Below are 19,441 nucleotides of genomic sequence, written 5' to 3'. Positions count from 1 at the left end.
GCGCGCTATCGCCGCCAGCGTGGCCGCGCGGCGATCGTCAAGGCCCTGAGCAGCCACTCGACAGGGCCATACGCATGGCCGCGCAGCCACCGGCGGCTCAGTGGCAGCTGCATGCAAAAGATGATGATAGCCAGCGCCAGCGCACCGAGCGGCGACACACTGCCCATCAGCCGCGCGCCATACGCGAGGAACAGCCAGGCGCAGATGGCCGACTGCAGCAGGTAGTTCGACAGGGCCATGCGGCCCGTGTCGGCCAGCAGGGCATATAGCGTGCCATCGCGCAGGCGCTCGAACAGGGCCAGCGCCAGCGCCACATAAGCGCCCGCCAGCAGCGGCGCGCTGGCCAGTCCCACGGCCAGTCCCGCCACCTGCCATGTCTGGCTTTGCGCATACACGGAGGTCCACGCATAGAAGGCGGCTCCGGGCAGTCCCGCCAGCGCTCCTGCCCACTGCAGGCGGCGGCGCAGCGGCAGGTATGCGCTGGCGTGCAGCAGCATCTCGCGCTTGCCGGCGGCCAGGCCGCACAGGAACATGGCCAGCGCGCAGGGCGCCTGCACCAGCAGCAGGACGATCCAGATGTCACTCAGTTCGCGCAAGTGCTGATTGACGACGGTGGCCGGTGTGGCGTGGTAGGCGGCCAGCGCGGTCGCCGCCTTTTGCGCCATCGCCACGGCGTTGTCCGCAGCGTCGCCCGCCGGCGGCAGGCTTTGCAGCCAGGCCATGCCGGCCCAGAATGCTACGCAGACGGTGAGGAGCATCAAGGCCAGGGACAGTACCTGGCGTTCGCCGCAGCGGTGCAGTGCCAGCAGCACGATGCCCAGCAGGGCGTAGGTCGTGAGTATGTCGCCATGAAACAGGAACACGGCATGCAAGGCGCCGATCAGCCACAGGCCCGCTTGCCTGCGCAGCATGCGCGGCACGAACGGCGCGTCGGCGCGCGCGGCCGCCTGCATCTGCAAGGTGAAGCTGTAGCCGAACAGGAAGGAAAACAGCAGGTAGAACTTGGTCTCGAACAGCAGCGCGACGAGAAAATGCGTGGCGCGGTCCACGCCGCCGTGAAAGGCGGGATCGGTCAAGCCCAGGCCAAACCAGGGCGTGGCGAAGGCGCCGATATTGACGACCAAAATGCCGAACAGGGCGCAGCCGCGCAGGGCGTCGACGTCGGCGATGCGCGTGGGCCGGGTTTGCATGGCGCCGCTCATGCCAGGGCAGGGCGCAGGAAGCGCGCCAATAACAGGTGCAGGCTGGCGCGTTGCGCCAGCGGTGCGTAATGGGGATCGACGGCGACTCTGTTGAAAATGCCGTCGACCAGCGCGGCGATCCAGCTGGCCGTTTGCGCGGGGTCGAGCGCGGCGTCGACCTGGCCCCGCGCGGCCGCCTCTTCCAGCAAGGTTTGCAGGCCGCCGCGCAGAGTGGTATCGTTGCGCGCCACCCTGGCCGCGATATCCGTGTCGCGCATCGCCTCGGCGGAAATGTCCAGCGCCAGTCCCGAAAAATCCCCGTCGGCCGCCAGCGCCAGCACCAGGTCCATGAAATCGAGCAGGGCGCCGTACGCATCGGTGCTGCCTTGCACGCCGGCGAAATAGGCGGCCGTCTCGCTGCCTTCCTGGTCGACGATGGCGGCGATGATGGCTTGCTTGGTGGGAAAGTAATGAAACAGGTTGCCGGGACTCATGCCCGCTTGCGCGCAGATGGCGGCGGTGCTGGTCTGGTGAAAGCCCTTGCGCGCGAAGCAGTGGCGCGCTGCGGCGAGAATGGCGTCGCGGCGGGCCGCGTGTTTGTCGGGATTGATGGTGCGCATGGCTCTGTCCTTTTATTAATCGACTAGTCAATCTAATATAATTCGATTCCATCGTATGGTCAAGCGAACCAGCTGAAAAGGGCGCTTTGCACGCTCGCTTCCTGTCGCTACAATGTCCCGCAGCGGTTTTTCCTGCGCCGGCCGGCAGGCCCGCTGATTGTTTGGAAAACCGTTCCCTTCACCTGTTTTTCTACCGTTTTAGGAATGACATGCAGCAGACCCCGATTCGATCCTTCCTCTGCGCGCTGGCGCTGGCCGCCGGCATTGTCCCTGCCGCGCATGCTGCCGGTGCCGCCCAGCCGCCCACCATGCGCCTCGATTACCAGCACAGCGGCAATGCGCTGAGCGAACATTATGCGGTCGAGCGCGTGCTGGTCGAGCCCCTGCCGTGGTCGGGCAACCTGGCGCGCCCCATCGACGACAGCAACCGTGGCAACAACCTGCTGGAAGTGGTTGATATCAAGTCGGGCAAGGTGCTGTACTCGCGCGGCTTTTCCACCATCTTCGGCGAGTGGGCCAGCACCGACGAAGCGAAAACCACCACGCGCGCCTTCCAGGAATCCGTGCGCTTCCCGCAGCCCGAGCACCCCGTGCGCGTACGTATCCTCAAACGCGATGAGCGGGGCCTGTTTTCTGTTGTCTGGAGCACCGATGTCGACCCTGCGGCGCAGGATGTGATCCGCAAGCAGCCGCCGGCACCCGTCAAGCCGATACCGATCCGCGTCAGCGGTCCCTCGTCCGGCAAGGTCGACCTGCTGATCATGGGCGACGGCTACACGGCGGCCGAAATGGACAAGTTCGAAGCAACGGCGCGGAAACTGGCCGAGCACCTGTTTACCGTTTCGCCATTTCGCGAGCGGGCCAATGACTTCAATGTGTGGGCCATGGCCGCGCCGACGCAGGAATCGGGCGTGTCGCGCCCTTCGACGGGCGTGCACCATGCGTCGCCGCTGGGCACGCGCTACGATATCTTCGGCAGCGAGCGCTACGTGCTGACGACGGATAACCGCGCCCTGCGCGACCTGGCGCAGTATGCGCCGTATGAATTCATCGAAATCCTCGTCAACAACGACACCTACGGCGGCGGCGGCATCTTTGGCCAGTTCAGCACGGCCGCAGCGAACAGCGACTGGGCCAATTACCTGTTCGTGCATGAATTTGGCCACCATTTCGCCGGCCTGGCCGACGAGTACTACACCTCGCCCGTGGCTTATCAGTCGAATGGCGAGCGCCAGGAACCGTGGGAGCCGAACGCCACGGCGCTGCGCGATCCGGCCAGGCTGAAATGGCAGAACCACGTCAAGGCCGGCACGCCGCTGCCCACGCCGTGGCCGAAGGAAGCGTATGACAGCCATGCGCGCGAGTACCAGAAGCAGCGCGCCGCCCTGCGCGCTGCCAACCGCCCGGAAAGCGAGATGAGTGACTTGTTCCAGGCCGACCTGGCGTACACGCAGCAGCTGTTCTCGAAGGCGCCGCAGCGCCATACCGTTGGCGCCTTCGAAGGCGCCAACTATGAGTCGTCCGGCTACTACCGGCCCGAGATGCAATGCATCATGTTCGACCGCAGCGAGACGTTCTGCTCCGTATGCCAGGATGGCATCAGCACCATCATCGACCTGTATTCGCGTCCCGCCGCGGCGCCGCGCAAATAAGGCCGTTCTGCGCAGTCCCGCAAGGCATGGTGGCCATGTTGCAATGCAATAGCATGGCCACCATTCTGTCTCTCCCCCCGCCGTCGGCCGTCCGTCATCACCCAGCGCTATTTGCTTTTAAGGCAACATTCATCTCTGCTCGCAAAGTCCCTCTTCTTCGCGTCAGCCCAGCAGAATTGTCAAATATGCATGCTCGCACGCTTGCTTGAAAAATATTTCATTTAGATAATATTGAGGTAGAATTTGATTTACATCAATGCTGCATTGCCGCAATCGCACTTATAGTTGACCTAGCTCAAAAGCATTATGCATGCTGACCGGACTCATCGCGAATCACGTATCTAAATGCTGTAGAGTAATTTTCGCCCCGTACCAGTTCCCCGAGAATGCACTGGTGCTGGCCTCGAATTTCAGTGACGGAAGCCCGATTCATGAAGATGCAGATCCCCGCGCCTGACGCGTGCAGTACCTTACACCCCCACACTCCCATTGCCTTGCCGTATGCGCGCGCCGGTGGCGTTACCCTGGCCATGTGCGCTGCCGCCATGCGCGCCGGTGCGGTGCGATGCGTGCAGGCGGCCACGCCGTGGCCCGCCCTGCGTCCAGTCCAGGCATGACGGCCGACTTGCGCCAGCACTTGCCTTTGCAGGGCAAGCGGGGCCTGGTGGTGGGCATCGCCAATGCGCAAAGCATCGCCTGGGGCTGCGCCAGCGCACTGCGCGCGGCCGGTGCCGAACTGGCCGTGACCTGGCTCAATGACAAGGCGCGTCCCCATGTGGAGCCGCTGGCGCAGCAGGTGCAGGCGGCCATCATGGCGCCGCTCGACGTGGCCGTGCCGGGCCAGCTCGAAGCACTGTTTGCGCAGATCGAGCGGCAGTGGGGACGGCTCGATTTCGTTATCCATTCCATCGCCTATGCGCCGAAACAGGACTTGCATGGCCGCGTGACGGATAGTTCCGCCGGCGGCTTTGCGCAGGCGATGGATGTCTCCTGCCACTCCTTCATGCGCATGGCGAAGCTGGCCGAACCGCTGATGCCGGATGGCGGCAGCCTGATGACCATGAGTTATCTGGGCGCCGAGGAAGTCATCGCCGACTATGGCCTGATGGGTCCCGTGAAGGCGGCGCTGGAAGCGTCGGTGCGCTACCTGGCGGCGGAACTGGGCCCGCAGGGCATCCGCGTCAATGCCATCTCGCCGGGGCCCCTGGAGACGCGGGCCGCTTCCGGCATTGCCCATTTCGACCGCCTGATGGCCGACGCCATCGAACGCTCGCCCATGCGGCGTCTGGCCACCATCGAGGACGTGGGCGCGCTGTGCGCCTTCCTCGCCGGCGACGGCGCGCGCGCCATCACGGGCGGCACCTTGTATGTCGATGGCGGCTACAACATTCTGAATTGACTGGAAGAAGATGATCATGGTTGTTTCTACTTTGCCCAACCGCGCCAGGATGGCCGCGCTGGCCGCCACGCTGGCCCTGGCCGGCTGCGCCTCGATGGCGCCGCCGTATGCGCCACCGCCGCTCCCCGTGGCGGCGCAGTATCCGGAAACCGATCCCGCCGGCGCGCACGCGGCGGACATCGCCTGGCAAGCCTACTTTGCGGACGCGCGCCTGCAGGCGCTGATTGCGCAGGCGCTGGCCAGCAACCGCGATATCCGCATCGCCGCCCTGCGCGTGGAAGAGGCGCGCGCCGCGTATGGCATCCAGCGCGCGGAACAATTCCCCACCATTGCGCTGGGCGCCTCCGGCAGCCGTGCGCGCGTGCCCGGTGACCTGAGCGTGACGGGCCGTCCCATGACGAGCGCGCAGTACCAAACGGGCTTGAACGTGAGCGCCTGGGAGCTCGATTTCTGGGGCCGCGTGCGCAGCCTGAAGGACAGCGCGCTGCAAACCCTGCTGGCCAGCGACGAGGCGCGCCGCGCCGTCGGCGTGGCCCTGGTGGCGCAGGTGGCCAATGGCTATCTGGGCTTGCGCGAACTCGATGAACGGGTGGCGCTGGCGCGCGCCACGGTCGACAGCCGCGCCGAGTCGCTGCGCATCTTTACGCGTCGCTTCGAGGTCGGGTCGATTTCCAAGCTGGACCTGACGCAGGTGGAAACCCTGCTCAGCCAGGCCTTGTCGCTGTCGGCGCAGCTGGAACAGGCGCGCGCCGTGCAGGCGCATGCGCTGGCCCAGTTGGTGGGCGGCCCGGTCGACCTGACTCCGGACACGCGTCGCTTCGACGACGCCAGCGTGCTGCAGCCGCTGCATGCGGGCTTGCCCTCGGCTTTACTCACGCAGCGTCCCGACCTGATGGCGGCCGAGCATCAACTGCGTGCCGCGCAAGCCAATATCGGCGCTGCGCGCGCCGCCTTCTTTCCCACCATTTCGCTGACGGCTGCCTACGGCACGGCCAGCGCGGAATTGAGCGGCTTGTTCGACTCGGGCAGCGGCGCCTGGAATTTCGCGCCGCGCCTGGTGCTGCCGATCTTCGACGCGGGCCGCATCCGCGCCAATATGGACCTGGCCGAGGTACGCCGCGAGGTGGCCGTGGCCAATTATGAAAAGAGCGTGCAGGGCGCGTTCCGCGAAGTGGCCGACGCGCTGTCGAACCGGCGCTGGCTGGCGCTGCAGGTCGACATCGGCAAGACCACCCTGGCCGCGCAGAGCGAACGCGCGCGCCTGGCCAAGCTGCGCTACGACAATGGCGCCGCGCCCTACCTGGAAGTGCTCGATGCGCAGCGCGACCTGCTGACGGTCGAGCAGCAACTGGTGCAGACGCGCCGCGCGCTGCTCTCCAGCCAGGTCAGCCTGTATGCGGCCCTGGGCGGCGGCGCGCCTGTCGCCGCCGCCGCTTTCACCCACTAATTTGATCGCCCCGATACCATGAATGCTCAACTGAAGAAAAAACTCATCCCTGCGGCGCTGGTCGTGGCCGTTCTCGTGCTGGGCTATGTGGCCTGGCAAAAAATGCGTCCCACCGGCCCTGGCGAAGGTTTTGTCAGCGGTAATGGCCGCATCGAAGCGACCGAAATCGACGTCGCCACCAAGCTCGCCGGAAGGGTCAAGGAGATACTCGTGCGCGAGGGCGACTTCGTCAAGGCTGGCCAGCCGCTGGCCACCATGCAGGTCGATTCCCTGACGGCGCAGCGCGACGAGGCGCGCGCGCGCCAGCAACAGGCCTCCGACGCGGTGGTCGGTGCGCAGGCGCAGGTGGCCGTGCGCGAGAGTGACAAGGCGGCCGCGCTGGCCCTGGTGGCGCAGCGTGAGAGCGAACTCGATGCGGCCAAGCGCCGCCTGGCCCGCTCCGAAACCCTGTCGAAAGAGGGCGCTTCCTCGGTGCAGGAACTTGACGATGACCGCGCCCGCGTGCGTAGCGTGGCCGCGGCCCTGAATGCGGCCAAGGCGCAAGTGACGGCGGCGCAGGCGGCAATCGACGCGGCCAAGGCGCAAGTAGTCGGTTCTCGTTCCGCCGTGACGGCCGCCGAAGCGACCACTGCGCGCATCGACGCCGATCTGGCCGATGGCCAGCTGGCGGCGCCGCGCGACGGCCGCGTGCAATACCTGGTGGCGCAGCAGGGCGAAGTACTGGCCGGTGGCGGCAAGGTGCTCAACCTGGTCGACCTGTCGGACGTCTACATGACCTTCTTCCTGCCCGAGACGGCGGCCGGCAAGGTGGCGATGGGTGGCGAAGTGCGCATCATCCTCGACGCAGCGCCCAAATATGTGATTCCGGCGACGATTTCCTTTGTCGCTGCCAGCGCGCAGTTCACGCCGAAAACGGTGGAAACGGCCAGCGAGCGCCAGAAGCTGATGTTCCGCGTGAAAGCGCAGATCAGCCGCGAGCTGCTGCAAAAGCACCTGGCGCTGGTCAAGGTGGGCTTGCCCGGCGTGGCGTGGGTGCGCCTTGATGCGAAGCAGGCCTGGCCCGCTGAACTGACTGCCAAGGTTCCGCAGTGACCATGGCCGTGATCCCATTTGTCGTCAGCATCAAGGGCGTCAGCCAGCATTACGGCAAGACGGTGGCGCTCGACGGCATCGACCTCGACGTGCCGGCCGGCCGCATGGTGGGCTTGATCGGGCCCGATGGCGTAGGCAAGTCGAGCTTGCTGTCGCTGGTGGCTGGCGCGCGCGCCGTGCAGCAGGGCAGCGTCATGGCGCTGGGCGGCGACATGCGCGATGCGCGCCATCGCGACGACGTCTGCCCGCGCATCGCCTACATGCCGCAAGGCCTGGGCAAGAATCTGTATCCGACCCTGTCGGTCGAGGAAAACCTGCAGTTTTTCGCGCGCCTGTTCGGCCATGACGCCGCCGAACGCCGGCGCCGCATCGACCAGCTGACCCGCAGCACGGGCTTGCATCCGTTCCTGGCGCGCCCGGCGGGCAAGCTGTCGGGCGGCATGAAGCAGAAACTGGGCCTGTGCTGCGCGCTGATCCACGACCCCGACCTGCTCATTCTCGATGAACCGACGACCGGCGTCGATCCGCTGGCGCGGGCCCAGTTCTGGGACCTGATCGCCGGCATTCGCGTGCAGCGCCCGCAAATGAGCGTGATGGTCGCCACGGCCTACATGGACGAAGCGCAGCGCTTCGACTGGCTGGTGGCCATGGATGACGGCAAGGTGCGGGGTACGGGCACGCCGGCCGAACTGCTGGCGCGCACGCAAAGCGACAACCTGGAAGCGGCCTTCATCAAGCTGCTGCCCGAAGCCAAGCGCGCGGGCCACCAGCCCGTGGTCATCACGCCGCTCGATGCCGCCAGTACGCAGGACGTCGCCATCGAGGCGCAAGATCTGACCATGCGCTTCGGCGACTTCACGGCCGTCGACCATGTGAATTTCCGCATCGGCCGCGGCGAGATTTTCGGTTTTCTCGGCTCGAACGGCTGCGGCAAGTCGACTACCATGAAGATGCTCACGGGCCTGCTGCCGGCAACGGAAGGCAAGGCCTGGCTGTTCGGCAAGGAAGTCGATCCCAACGATATCGACACGCGCCGGAGAGTCGGCTACATGTCGCAGGCGTTCTCGCTGTACAGCGAACTGACGGTGCGCCAGAACCTGGTGCTGCATGCGCGCCTGTTCCACGTGCCGGAAGCGCAAATCGCTGCCCGCATCGACGAGATGGCGCAGCGCTTCGACTTGCGCGAGGTGATGGACGACCTGCCCGACAGCCTGCCGCTCGGTATACGCCAGCGTTTGTCGCTGGCCGTGGCCATGGTGCACAAGCCGGAGATGCTGATTCTCGATGAGCCCACGTCCGGCGTCGACCCGATCGCGCGCGACAATTTCTGGCGCCTGATGATCGAGCTGGCGCGGCGCGACCGAGTCACCATCTTTATCTCCACCCACTTCATGAACGAGGCCGAGCGCTGCGACCGCATCTCGCTGATGCATGCGGGGAAAGTGCTGGTCAGCGATGCGCCGGCCGAACTGGTGCGCAAGAAGGGCGCGCCATCGCTGGAAGCGGCCTTCATCGCCTACCTGGAAGAGGCGGGCGGCGGCACGGCAGTGGCCGAAGCGCAGGAAAGCGAGGCGCCGGGGCAAAAGGCGGCAGTGCAGGCACCGCAGCAGGAGCACAGGCGCAGCCGTTTCAGCCTGGGGCGCATGCTCAGCTACATGTGGCGCGAAACGCTGGAACTGCGCCGCGATCCGGTGCGCCTGACCCTGGCGCTGGGCGGCTCCGTGCTGCTGCTGTTCGTCATCGGCTTCGGCATCAGCCTGGATGTGGAAGACCTCAGTTATGCTGTGCTCGACCACGACCAGACCACCCTGAGTCAGAATTACACGAACAACCTGGCCGGCTCGCGCTACTTCGTCGAACGAGCGCCGCTGCGCGACTATGCCGATATCGACAAGCGCATGCGCAGCGGCGAATTGTCGCTGGCCATCGAGATTCCGCCCGGCTTTGCGCGCGACGTGCAGCGCGGCGCGCCAGCGCAGGTGGGCGCCTGGATCGACGGCGCCATGCCGATGCGCGCCGAAACCGTGCAGGGCTACGTGCAGGGCATGCATCAGCTGTGGCTGGCAGACCAGGCCCTGCACCGCTATGGCATCACGATGACCAATCCCGTCGCCATCCAGACGCGCTACCGCTACAACCCCGACGTGAAAAGCCTGCCCGCCATGGTGCCGGCCGTGATTCCTTTGCTGCTGCTGATGCTGCCGGCCATGCTGGCGGCGCTGTCCGTGGTGCGCGAAAAGGAACTGGGCTCCATCATCAACCTGTACGTGACGCCCGTCACGCGCCTGGAATTCTTGCTCGGCAAGCAGGTGCCATACGTCGTGCTGGCCATGTTCAACTTCGCCCTCATGGCGCTGCTGGCGGTCACCGCCTTTGGCGTGCCGATCAAGGGCAGTCTGCTGACCCTGATCGGCGCCACCTTCATCTTCAATATCTGCGCCACCGGCATCGGCCTGTTCGCTTCGACGTTTACGCGCAGCCAGATCGCAGCCCTGTTCGTGACCATGATCGGCACCATGATCCCGGCCATCCAGTTTTCCGGCCTGCTCAATCCCGTCTCGTCGATGGAAGGCGTGGGCAAGGCGATCGGCCTGATGTACCCGGCCACGCACATGCTTAATATCAGCCGCGGCGTGTTCAACAAGGCGCTGGGATTCGGCGATCTGCACGCCTCGTTCTGGCCCCTGATCGTGGCGATCCCCGTGATCCTCGGCGTGACGGTGGCGCTGCTGAAGAAACAGGAGAGCTGATATGCGGCATCTTGAAAATATCTACCGCCTGGGCGTGAAGGAAATCTGGAGCCTGATCCGCGATCCGATGATGCTGATCCTGATCCTCTACACCTTCACTTTGGCCATTTACGTGGCCGCCACGGCCAAGCCGGAAACCCTGCACATGGCCTCGATTGCCATCGTCGACGAGGATGGCTCGCCCTTGTCCGGACGCATCGCCTCGGCCTTCTTCCCGCCGCAGTTCACGCCGCCGGCCATGATCAACCAGAGCCAGGTCGATGCGGGCCTGGACGCGGGCCAGTACACCTTCGTGCTGACGATACCGCCCAAGCTGCAGGCGGACGTGCTGGGCGGGCGCCAGGCGGAGCTGCAGCTGAACGTCGATGCCACGCGCATGAGCCAGGCTTTCAGCGGCAGCGGTTACATCCAGCAGATCGTCGCCGGTGAAATATCCGAATTCGCCAGGCGCTATCGTGGCACGACGGTCTCGCCGGTGGAGCTGGTGATGCGTGCGCGCTTCAATCCTTCGCTGAGCCAGGCGTGGTTTGGCTCGCTGATGGAGCTTATCAACCAGGTGACGATGCTGTCGATCATTTTGACGGGGGCGGCCCTGATCCGCGAGCGCGAACACGGCACCATCGAGCACTTGCTGGTGATGCCCGTGACGCCGGCCGAAATCATGCTGGGCAAGGTCTGGTCGATGGGCCTCGTGGTGCTGCTGGCCGCCGCCCTGTCGCTGAACCTGGTGGTGCGCGGCATGCTGCATGTGCCCATTGAAGGCTCGATCGCGCTGTTCCTGTGCGGCGCAGCCCTGCACTTGTTTGCCACCACCTCGATGGGCATTTTCCTGGCCACCGTGGCGCGCAGCATGCCGCAGTTCGGCATGCTGCTGATCCTCGTGCTGCTGCCGCTGCAGATGCTCTCGGGCGGCAGCACGCCGCGCGAAAGCATGCCCGAACTGGTGCAGAACATCATGCTGATCGCACCGACCACGCATTTCGTCGAATTGAGCCAGGCGATCCTGTACCGGGGCGCCGGCATCGACGTGGTGTGGAAACCGTTCCTGGCCCTGCTGGCAATCGGCACGGCCTTGTTTACCTTCGCGCTGGCGCGCTTTCGCAAGACCATCAGCCAGATGGCGTAGCCCCCGTGCCGGAATGTTCCGGCATTTGTTTGCATGAAAAGGATAGCCATGAAGATCGAAGCTGCACCATTTTTTTCCACCGACGGCTTGCCGTCGCTGGGCGTGCTGGGCGACTATGCGCGCGACTCGTGGCAGCGCATCGTGCTGTACGCGGACGTGATGCGCCGGCGCGGCAACCAGTACCAGGAACATCTGGCCGAGGAAGTGCCGAACGTGCTGGATTTTCCCGCCGAACTGGTGATGTCCGGCCTGGAGCTGGCGCGTCCCGCCAACTACGGCTTGGCGCGCATATTGACGCCGGATGCGCCCGAACCTGATCCATCGAAGCGCCCGTTCGTCGTCGTCGATCCGCGCGCCGGCCACGGTCCCGGCATCGGCGGCTTCAAGGCGGAAAGCGAGATCGGCGTGGCCCTGCGCGCCGGCCACCCGTGCTACTTCATCGGCTTCCTGCCCGATCCCGTGCCGGGACAGACGGTGGAAGACGTGATGCACGCCGAGGCGTCCTTCCTGGAGAAAGTCATTGCCCTGCACCCGCTCAGCGAGGGCAAGCCCGTCGTCATCGGCAATTGCCAGGCGGGCTGGCAAATCCTCATGACGGCGGCCATGCGCCCGGAACTGTTCGGCCCCATCATCGTGGCCGGCGCGCCCGTGTCCTACTGGGCCGGCTGGCACGGCCGGAACCCAATGCGCTACGCGGGTGGGCTGATGGGCGGTAGCTGGGCCACGGCGCTGGCGGGCGACTTGGGAAAGGGCCGTTTCGACGGCGCCAGCCTGGTGCAGAATTTCGAGAAGCTGAACCCGGCCAATACCCTGTGGGGCAAGCAGTACAACCTGTACGCAAACATCGATACGGAAGCGCCCCGTTACCTGGAATTTGAAAAATACTGGGGCGGCCACGTGTTCCTCAACGATGTCGAGATGCAGTACATCGTCGACAATCTGTTCATCGGCAACCGCCTGGCTACGGCGGAGTTGATCACCTCCGACGGCGTGCGCCTGGACTTGCGCAATATCCGTTCGCCCATCGTCGTGTTCTGCTCGAACGGCGACAACATCACGCCGCCACCGCAGGCGCTGGGCTGGATTACGGACCTGTACCGTGACGATAACGATGTGCTGCTGCACGACCAGACCATCGTGTATGCCGTGCATGACAGCGTCGGCCACCTGGGTATTTTCGTCTCGGCCAAGGTGGGGCACAAGGAACACCAGAAATTCGCCAGCAATATCGACCTGATCAACCTGCTGCCGGCCGGCATCTACGAAGCGCGGATCGTCGACAAGACGCCCGATACGCCGAACGCCGACCTGGCCAGCGGCGACTACGTGCTGCAGGTCGAGCACCGCGGCATCGAGGATGTGCGCGCCATCGTGCAGCCAAGCGTGGAAAATGACCGCAAGTTCGCCGCCGCCGCGCGCGTCTCCGAAGTGAACCTGGCGCTGTACCGCACCTTCGCGCAGCCTTTGGTGCGCGCCATGGTCACGCCGCAGTCGGCGCGCTTCCTGCAGCTCACGCATCCGCTGCGCGTGTCGTACGAGCGCTGGACGGACCACAATCCGCTGGCCAAGCTGGTGGCCAAAGAGGCGGAAAAAGTGCGTGCCCATCGCCAGCCGGTGGCGCCCGACAATCCGCTGCTGGCCATGCAGGAGGCCATCTCCGGCGCCATCACGGCCGGCTTGAACAGCTGGCGCGACTGGCGCGACACGGTGCAGGAAACGACCTTCGACCTGGTGTACGGTTCGCCCCTGATGCAGGCGCTGACGGGACAAGCCATCGGCGACGCCGCGCCACCGCGCCCCCATCCAGGCATCTCGCCCGAGCATTGCGAATACGTGCGCTGCGAAACGCGCAAGATGGACGAGGACATGCAGCATGGGGGTCTGGTGGAAGCGGCCGTGCGCGCGCTGTTCTACATCTACCGCTTCCGCATGATCGCCGACGAGCGCCGCGTCAATCTGGCCCTCAAACTGGTCAAGCCGCAGTACCGGCAGGATTTCAACATGGAGGAGTTCCGCGGCATCGTGCGCCAGCAGGCGCGTTTGATGCTGCATGATTTCGATGCCGCCATCGCCGCCTTGCCGACTTTGCTGTCGCGCGCCGAGCCGGATGCCATCGGCGCGCTGGGTGAATGGCTGCAGCAGGTGCTGCAAGTGCCCGAAGCGCCGACGCCGGACGAGGAAGCGAGCCTGCAGCAAATGCTGGAGGTATTCGACCGTGCGATGAAGGCGCAGGCGAAGGCGCTGCCACCGGCCGCGCACGCATCCCAGCCTGCTGTCCAGGCCAAACCTGCCAAAAACACTACCTCTGCCTAGAAGACCATGATGACTACCACCCAAGACGATGATTTGCATATCGTGCGTAACCGTACCTTCGACCAGATCGCCATCGGCGACACTGCCAGCATCACGCGCACCCTGAGCATGGACGATATCGCCCTGTTCGCGGTGATGTCGGGCGATGACAACCCGCAGCACCTGGATGCCGAATTTGCCGCCTCCAGCCGCTACCAGGGCGTCATCGCGCACGGTATGTGGGGCGCCGCCCTCATCTCCGCCGTGCTGGGCACGCGCCTGCCCGGCGCCGGCACCGTCTACACGGGCCAGACCCTGCGTTTCCTGCAGCCCGTGCGCGTGGGCGATACGCTGGCCATCAGCGTCACCGTCACCGCGCGCGAGCCGCGCAACCGCCACGTGACCCTGGCCTGCCGCTGCGTCAACCAGCATGGCGCCGTGGTGCTCGACGGCGAAGCGCAGGTGATCGCGCCCGTCGAACAGATCGAACGCAAGCGCGCCACCCTGCCCGAAGTGCGCCTGCATAACGGCGACGGCACGCGGCGCCTGCTGGAACACGCGCGCACCCTGGGTCCGATCCGGGTGGCCGTGATCCACCCTTGCGATGAACTGAGCCTGTCGGGTGCGCTGGACGCGCATGCGGCCGGCCTGATCACGCCCGTGCTGGTGGGGCCGCGCGCGCGCCTGGACGCGGTGGCCCTGGAAGCGGGCCTGAGCCTGGAAGGCATCGCCATCGAGGATGTCGAACATAGCCATGCGGCCGCCGCGCGCGGCGCCGAACTGGCGGGCAAGGGCGAAGTCGAGGCGCTGATGAAGGGCAGCCTGCACACGGATGAACTGATGTCGGCCGTGCTGTCGGCCAGCGCCGGCCTGCGCACCAAGCGCCGCATCAGCCACTGCTTCCTGATGCAGACGCCCGCGTATCCGCGTCCTTTCATCATCACGGATGCGGCCATCAATATCGCGCCGAACCTGGCCATGAAGGCCGATATCGTGCGCAACGCCATCGACCTGGCGCATGTAATCGGCGTGGCCTGCCCGCGCGTGGCCATCCTGGCCGCCGTGGAAACGGTGAACGCGGACATGCCGGCCACCTTGGACGCGGCCGCCCTGTGCAAGATGGCCGACCGTGGCCAAATCACGGGGGCGATTCTCGACGGCCCGCTGGCCTTCGACAACGCCGTGTCGATCGCCGCCGCTACCGTCAAGGGCATCGTCTCGGAAGTGGCGGGCCGAGCCGATATTTTGCTGGTGCCAGACCTGGAAAGCGGCAACATGCTGGCCAAACAGCTTGAATACATGGGCGACGCGGACAGCGCCGGCATCGTGCTGGGTGCGAAGGTCCCCGTCATTCTCACCAGCCGTGCCGATTCGCGCGCCAGCCGCATCGCCTCGTGCGCCATCGCCGTGATGCTGGCCAATCATTACCGGAGCACGCCACCATGAACGTACCAGTCCAACATGGCGCCGATGGCGCCCTGATCCTGGTGCTCAATTGCGGCTCGTCGAGCATCAAGTTCGCCCTGTTCGAGCAAGCGGACGGCGTGCTGCCGCAGCAGGCGCAATGGGGCGGCAAGGTCGAAGGTATCGGCCGTGAAAACGCCACTTACCGCGCCGGCGGCCTGCCGGCAGTCGCCTTGCAGCTCGATGCGGAGCAGCCGCATCACGCGGCCCTCGAATACATCCGCGCGCAAGTGGTGGCGCAGCTGGCCGGGCGTCCCCTGTGCGCCGTGGCGCACCGCGTGGTGCATGGCGGCAGCAAGTATTTCGCCCCCGTGCGCATCGATTTCACCGTGCTGGCGGACCTGAAAAGTTTTGTGCCGCTGGCGCCGCTGCACCAGCCATTTGCCTTGGAGGCGATCGAGGTGCTGCTCGAATCGCGGCCCGATATCGCCCAGGTGGCGTGCTTCGACACGGCCTTCCACCACACGGTGCCGCAGGTCGAGCAGATGCTGGCCCTGCCTTACGATGCGTGGGAACGGGGCTTGCGCCGCTACGGCTTCCACGGCCTGTCGTACGAATACCAGTCGCTGGTGCTGGAGCAGCGCTTTGGCCCTGTCGCGCGCGGCAAGGTCATCGTCGCCCACCTGGGCAGCGGCGCCAGCCTGTGCGCGATGGAGAATTTGCATAGCGTGGCCACCACCATGGGATTTTCCGCGCTCGATGGCCTGATGATGGGCACGCGCTGCGGTTCGCTCGATCCGGGCGCCGTGATCTACCTGATGGAAATCGAAAAACTGTCGCTGGAAAAAGTGGCGCACGTGCTGTACCACGAGTCGGGCTTGCTGGGCGTATCGGGCGTGTCGGCCGATCCGCCCGTGCTGCTGGCGCAGCAGGACCGGCAAGATGCCACGGGCGAGCGCATCCGCGCCGCGCTGGCGTTATATATCCGCCGCATCGTGCGCGAGATCGGCGCCCTGACGGCCGTGCTGGGTGGACTGGACATGCTGGTGTTTACGGCCGGTATCGGCGAGCACAGCGCTGAACTGCGTGAGCGCATCTGCGCCGAGCTGGGTTTCATCGGCCCCGTGCTCGACGCGCAGGCCAATGCGCGCAACGCCAGCCGTATTTCCAGCGATGCCAGCCGCATCGTGGTGGGCGTGGAACCGGCCAACGAAGAGTGGGTGGCGGCACGCCACGCGGCCCTGGCCGTGAGCGCATGAGGATTTGACAGTGCCATCGCACCCAATGGGAAATTTGCCGAATTGCACATATTTTCCGTTGAGTGCGCTAACGCACTGTGTGGTTTGCCAGTTATCTTTACTATCAAGTCATGCCATTGCGCTACATCAAGAAACAGCGCGATGCCTGGCAAATTTTGAACATTTTGCCCGCCTTTAGTAAGAATAAAATTAAACCATATTGAAAGGTCACATCATGAACAAATTACTCGCCGCCCTGATCGCTACCCTGTTTGCTACCGCCGCCTTCGCTCAAACCGCACCGGCTACGGAAGCGGTCGTGAAAGCCCAGGCTTCCGCACAAAAAGATGTCAACAAGGCTGCCGCTTCGGAAGCCAAGGTCGATGCCAAGGCTGACGCGAATGTCGCCAAGGCCGAAATGAAGGCCGACGAAAAGAAAGCCGATGCCCATCACAAGGCCAATAAAACCAAGGCCAAGGCCCACGACAAAGTGGTCAACGCCGATGCGGAAGACAAGCTGAAAGCGGAAGCCAAGGCAGATAAAACCGATGCCAAGGCCGATGCGAAAGCCACCAAGACTGCCGTGAAAGCGAACGCCAAGGTCGCCAAGGAAAAAGTGGAAGCGAGCGCCGATAAAGCCCTCGCCGCTACCAAGACGGTAGAAGCCAAGGCCAAGGCCGACGCTGAAGTCAAGGCAGCCGTCGCCAAGTAATTCCCTGTTTGCGGGCCACGGTCTGCAAATCCAAAAGACAGCTTCGGCTGTCTTTTTTTTCGTCTGCCACTTTTCTTAGCCACCGCTTGCCAATCTTGATCTGGCGCAAATGCTCCGCTTCTCGGCGTGCCATAGTGAACTGGCAAACAGACGAAGGGAGGCATCATGAGCACCGCTAAAACGAAAAAATCACCGGCCACCGGTTCGGCTGAAGGCATGCCTGCCATGTCTTCCATGCAGGCGATGCCGGTCGAAGGCGACGTACGGGGCGACGCTGGTGCGGCAGGCAGCGATGCCATGTCGGGGCCGCGCCTGGGCGTGTCGTATGCCGACCAGGCGGCGCTCACCCAGGGCGTGGCCGCCGCGGATGCCAGCGCCATGCCGGGTGGCGGCATGCAGCAGGCATCGCAGGGCATGGCCGGCGCCAGTTGCATGCACGTGGGCGGTGGCGGCGGCATGGGGAGTGGCGGCGCTGAGGGTGGCGGCGGCATGGGAGGCGGTAGTGGTGGCAGCGGCGGTGATGGGGGGCAGGGTGGCGGTACGCCGCAGACGCGCACGTGCGCCACGATGGACGTGCATCGCCGCTTGCTGACTGAAGATCCGTCCTATGCGAACGTACGCGCCGATATCGAAAACCTGACCGGATTGTACGAGGGCGACAGCGGCTTTGCCGGCCGTTCCGGCGTGACGCAGATACCGGTGGTGGTGCACGTGGTGTGGAATACGGCCGCGCAGAATATTTCGGATGCGCAGATCGCCAGCCAGATCGAGGTGTTGAACCGTGATTTCCGGCGCGTCAACCCGGATGTGAACAGCACGCCGGCGCCATTCCTACCGCTGACGGCCGATGCGCGTGTGGAGTTTGTGCTGGCCACGATCGATCCGCATGGCACGGCCACCAGCGGCATCGAGCGGCGCCAGACGACGGTGGCCTCGTTTGGCGCGGACGATGCCGTCAAGTCGCAGGCGACGGGCGGGATGGACGCCTGGCCGGCCGACAGTTATTTGAATGTCTGGGTATGCCAGCTCGGTGGCGGCCTGCTGGGCTACGCGCAGTTTCCCGGCGGCCCGGCCGCCACCGACGGCGTGGTGATCCTGCAATCGGCCTTCGGCACGACCGGCACGGCCGCGCCGCCGTTCCACCTGGGACGCACGGCCACGCATGAAATCGGCCACTGGCTGAACCTGAACCATATCTGGGGCGATGACGGCACGGGGTGCTCGGGCACGGACAATGTGGCCGACACGCCAAACCAGGGCGGGCCGAATACGGGCCAGCCTTCGTTTCCCCAGGTGTCCTGCAGTAACGGGCCGAATGGCGACATGTTCATGAACTACATGGATTACGTCGACGATCCCGCCATGTTCATGTTCACGGCGGGCCAGGTGGCGCGCATGCAGGCTTGTCTCGATGGTCCGCGCGCCAGCATCGGCACCGGGACGGGAGGCACTGGCGCCACGCCGCGCCAGAGCTCTTCTCCCGTCGTGGCCTGGGGCGCTAATCGCCTCGACGTCTTCGTGCTGGGCACGGACCGTGCGCTCTACCACAAGGCCTGGAATGGCACGGCCTGGGCGCCGTCCGTCACCGGATACGAGGGGCAGGGTGGCATCTGTACCAGTGCGCCGCAGGTGGTGTCGTGGGCACCGAACCGGCTCGATGTTTTCGTCACGGGCACCGATAGCGGCCTGTTCCACAAATGGTGGAATGGCACGGCCTGGGGGCCGTCGCTGACCGGCTATGAAGCGATGGGTGGGCTGTGCGTGGGAGATCCCCGCGCCGTTGCCTGGGGGCCGAACCGCCTCGACGTATTTGTCGTTGGCACAGACCGCGGCCTGTATCACAAGTGGTGGAACGGGTCCGCCTGGGGGCCATCGCTGACGGGTTACGAAGCCATGGGCGGTATCTGCCTGGGGCAGCCGGAAGCGGTGGCATGGGGACCGAACCGCCTGGACGTCTTCGTCATCGGTTCCGACCGTGCGCTGTACCACAAGTGGTGGAACGGCACGGCCTGGGGACCGTCGCTGACGGGCTATGAGCGCCTGGGTGGCATCTGCACCTCGTCGCCGAAGGCCGTGGCGTGGGGGCCGAACCGGCTCGATGTGTTTGTCACGGGCACCGATGGCGCGCTGTACCATAAATGGTGGGATGGCGCGAAATGGGGGCCGTCCATCGATGGCTTCGAACGCCTGGGCGGCATTTGCGTGGGCGAGGTGGAAGCCGTGTCGTGGGCACCCAACCGGCTCGACCTGTTTGTCATTGGCATCGATAGCGCCCTGTACCACAAGGCGTGGAACGGATCTGCCTGGTCGCCATCCTTGACGGGCCTTGAAAACCTGGGCGGCGTGTGCACTTCGCGGCCGCGCGCCACGGCCTGGGCGCCGAACCGCCTCGACGTGTTTGTCACGGGTACGAATGGCGCCCTGTTCCACAAGGCGTGGAACGGTACGGCCTGGTCGCCCTCCGTGAGCGGCTATGAAAGCCTGGGCGGTGTGGTATCGTGTTTCTGATGTCAATGTGATCAACGGGA

The 19,441-nt window shown here is 65.2% G+C and carries 14 protein-coding genes; 12 read left to right on the top strand and 2 right to left on the bottom strand.

Going from position 1 to position 19,441, the window contains the following annotated elements; all coding sequences use genetic code 11:
- Positions 1 to 5 precede the first annotated feature (5 nt).
- Entirely contained in the window at positions 6 to 1,190 is a 1,185-nt protein-coding gene (locus ACQ4WL_RS06465) for a DUF418 domain-containing protein (RefSeq protein WP_436508823.1), read from the bottom strand.
- An 8-nt stretch (positions 1,191 to 1,198) separates the two neighbouring features.
- Positions 1,199 to 1,801, bottom strand: coding sequence for a TetR/AcrR family transcriptional regulator (locus tag ACQ4WL_RS06460; protein ID WP_436508822.1), 603 nt, complete (start codon positions 1,799 to 1,801; stop codon positions 1,199 to 1,201).
- Positions 1,802 to 2,010: 209 nt separating this feature from the next.
- Between ACQ4WL_RS06460 and ACQ4WL_RS06455 the strand changes: the two genes are divergently transcribed.
- The 12 genes from ACQ4WL_RS06455 (at position 2,011) to ACQ4WL_RS06400 (ending at position 19,421) form a co-directional block, all read left to right on the top strand.
- Positions 2,011 to 3,453 carry an IgA Peptidase M64 gene (locus tag ACQ4WL_RS06455; RefSeq protein WP_436508821.1) on the top strand — a complete coding sequence of 481 codons (1,443 nt, stop codon included), beginning with the start codon at positions 2,011 to 2,013 and terminating at the stop codon, positions 3,451 to 3,453.
- Between the two features lie 431 nt (positions 3,454 to 3,884).
- Positions 3,885 to 4,070: a hypothetical protein gene (locus ACQ4WL_RS06450; RefSeq protein ID WP_131685567.1), complete on the top strand. Its 186-nt coding sequence runs from the start codon at positions 3,885 to 3,887 to the stop codon at positions 4,068 to 4,070.
- A complete protein-coding gene (gene fabI, locus ACQ4WL_RS06445) occupies positions 4,067 to 4,852 on the top strand; it encodes an enoyl-ACP reductase FabI (RefSeq protein ID WP_436508820.1) in 786 nt (261 codons plus the stop codon). The genes ACQ4WL_RS06450 and fabI overlap by 4 nt, the downstream gene beginning before the upstream one ends.
- A gap of 10 nt (positions 4,853 to 4,862) precedes the next feature.
- A complete protein-coding gene (locus ACQ4WL_RS06440) occupies positions 4,863 to 6,299 on the top strand; it encodes an efflux transporter outer membrane subunit (protein ID WP_436508819.1) in 1,437 nt (478 codons plus the stop codon).
- 18 nt (positions 6,300 to 6,317) lie between these two features.
- Positions 6,318 to 7,391, top strand: a complete 1,074-nt coding sequence (locus ACQ4WL_RS06435) for an HlyD family secretion protein (protein ID WP_436508817.1) — start codon at positions 6,318 to 6,320, stop codon at positions 7,389 to 7,391.
- Positions 7,392 to 7,393: 2 nt separating this feature from the next.
- Positions 7,394 to 10,141, top strand: coding sequence for a ribosome-associated ATPase/putative transporter RbbA (rbbA, locus tag ACQ4WL_RS06430; RefSeq protein ID WP_436508816.1), 2,748 nt, complete (start codon positions 7,394 to 7,396; stop codon positions 10,139 to 10,141).
- A gap of 1 nt (position 10,142) precedes the next feature.
- Positions 10,143 to 11,267, top strand: a complete 1,125-nt coding sequence (locus ACQ4WL_RS06425; protein ID WP_436508814.1) for an ABC transporter permease — start codon at positions 10,143 to 10,145, stop codon at positions 11,265 to 11,267.
- A gap of 48 nt (positions 11,268 to 11,315) precedes the next feature.
- Complete coding sequence (locus ACQ4WL_RS06420) at positions 11,316 to 13,580, top strand: DUF3141 domain-containing protein (RefSeq protein WP_436508813.1); 2,265 nt, start codon at positions 11,316 to 11,318, stop codon at positions 13,578 to 13,580.
- Positions 13,581 to 13,589: 9 nt separating this feature from the next.
- Positions 13,590 to 15,005: a bifunctional enoyl-CoA hydratase/phosphate acetyltransferase gene (locus ACQ4WL_RS06415; protein WP_436509105.1), complete on the top strand. Its 1,416-nt coding sequence runs from the start codon at positions 13,590 to 13,592 to the stop codon at positions 15,003 to 15,005.
- Positions 15,002 to 16,222, top strand: a complete 1,221-nt coding sequence (locus ACQ4WL_RS06410; protein ID WP_436508812.1) for an acetate/propionate family kinase — start codon at positions 15,002 to 15,004, stop codon at positions 16,220 to 16,222. Before ACQ4WL_RS06415 ends, ACQ4WL_RS06410 begins: the two co-directional genes overlap by 4 nt.
- A 214-nt stretch (positions 16,223 to 16,436) precedes the next feature.
- Complete coding sequence (locus tag ACQ4WL_RS06405) at positions 16,437 to 16,913, top strand: hypothetical protein (protein WP_436508811.1); 477 nt, start codon at positions 16,437 to 16,439, stop codon at positions 16,911 to 16,913.
- A 165-nt stretch (positions 16,914 to 17,078) separates the two neighbouring features.
- Positions 17,079 to 19,421, top strand: a complete 2,343-nt coding sequence (locus ACQ4WL_RS06400) for a DUF8189 domain-containing protein (protein WP_436508810.1) — start codon at positions 17,079 to 17,081, stop codon at positions 19,419 to 19,421.
- Positions 19,422 to 19,441: the final 20 nt, after the last annotated feature.

The organism is Janthinobacterium kochi, from assembly GCF_051380715.1.
Lineage (GTDB): Bacteria > Pseudomonadota > Gammaproteobacteria > Burkholderiales > Burkholderiaceae_D > Janthinobacterium.
The sequence above is the reverse complement of the archived record's forward strand: the minus strand, read 5'-3'. Positions and strand labels throughout refer to the sequence as shown.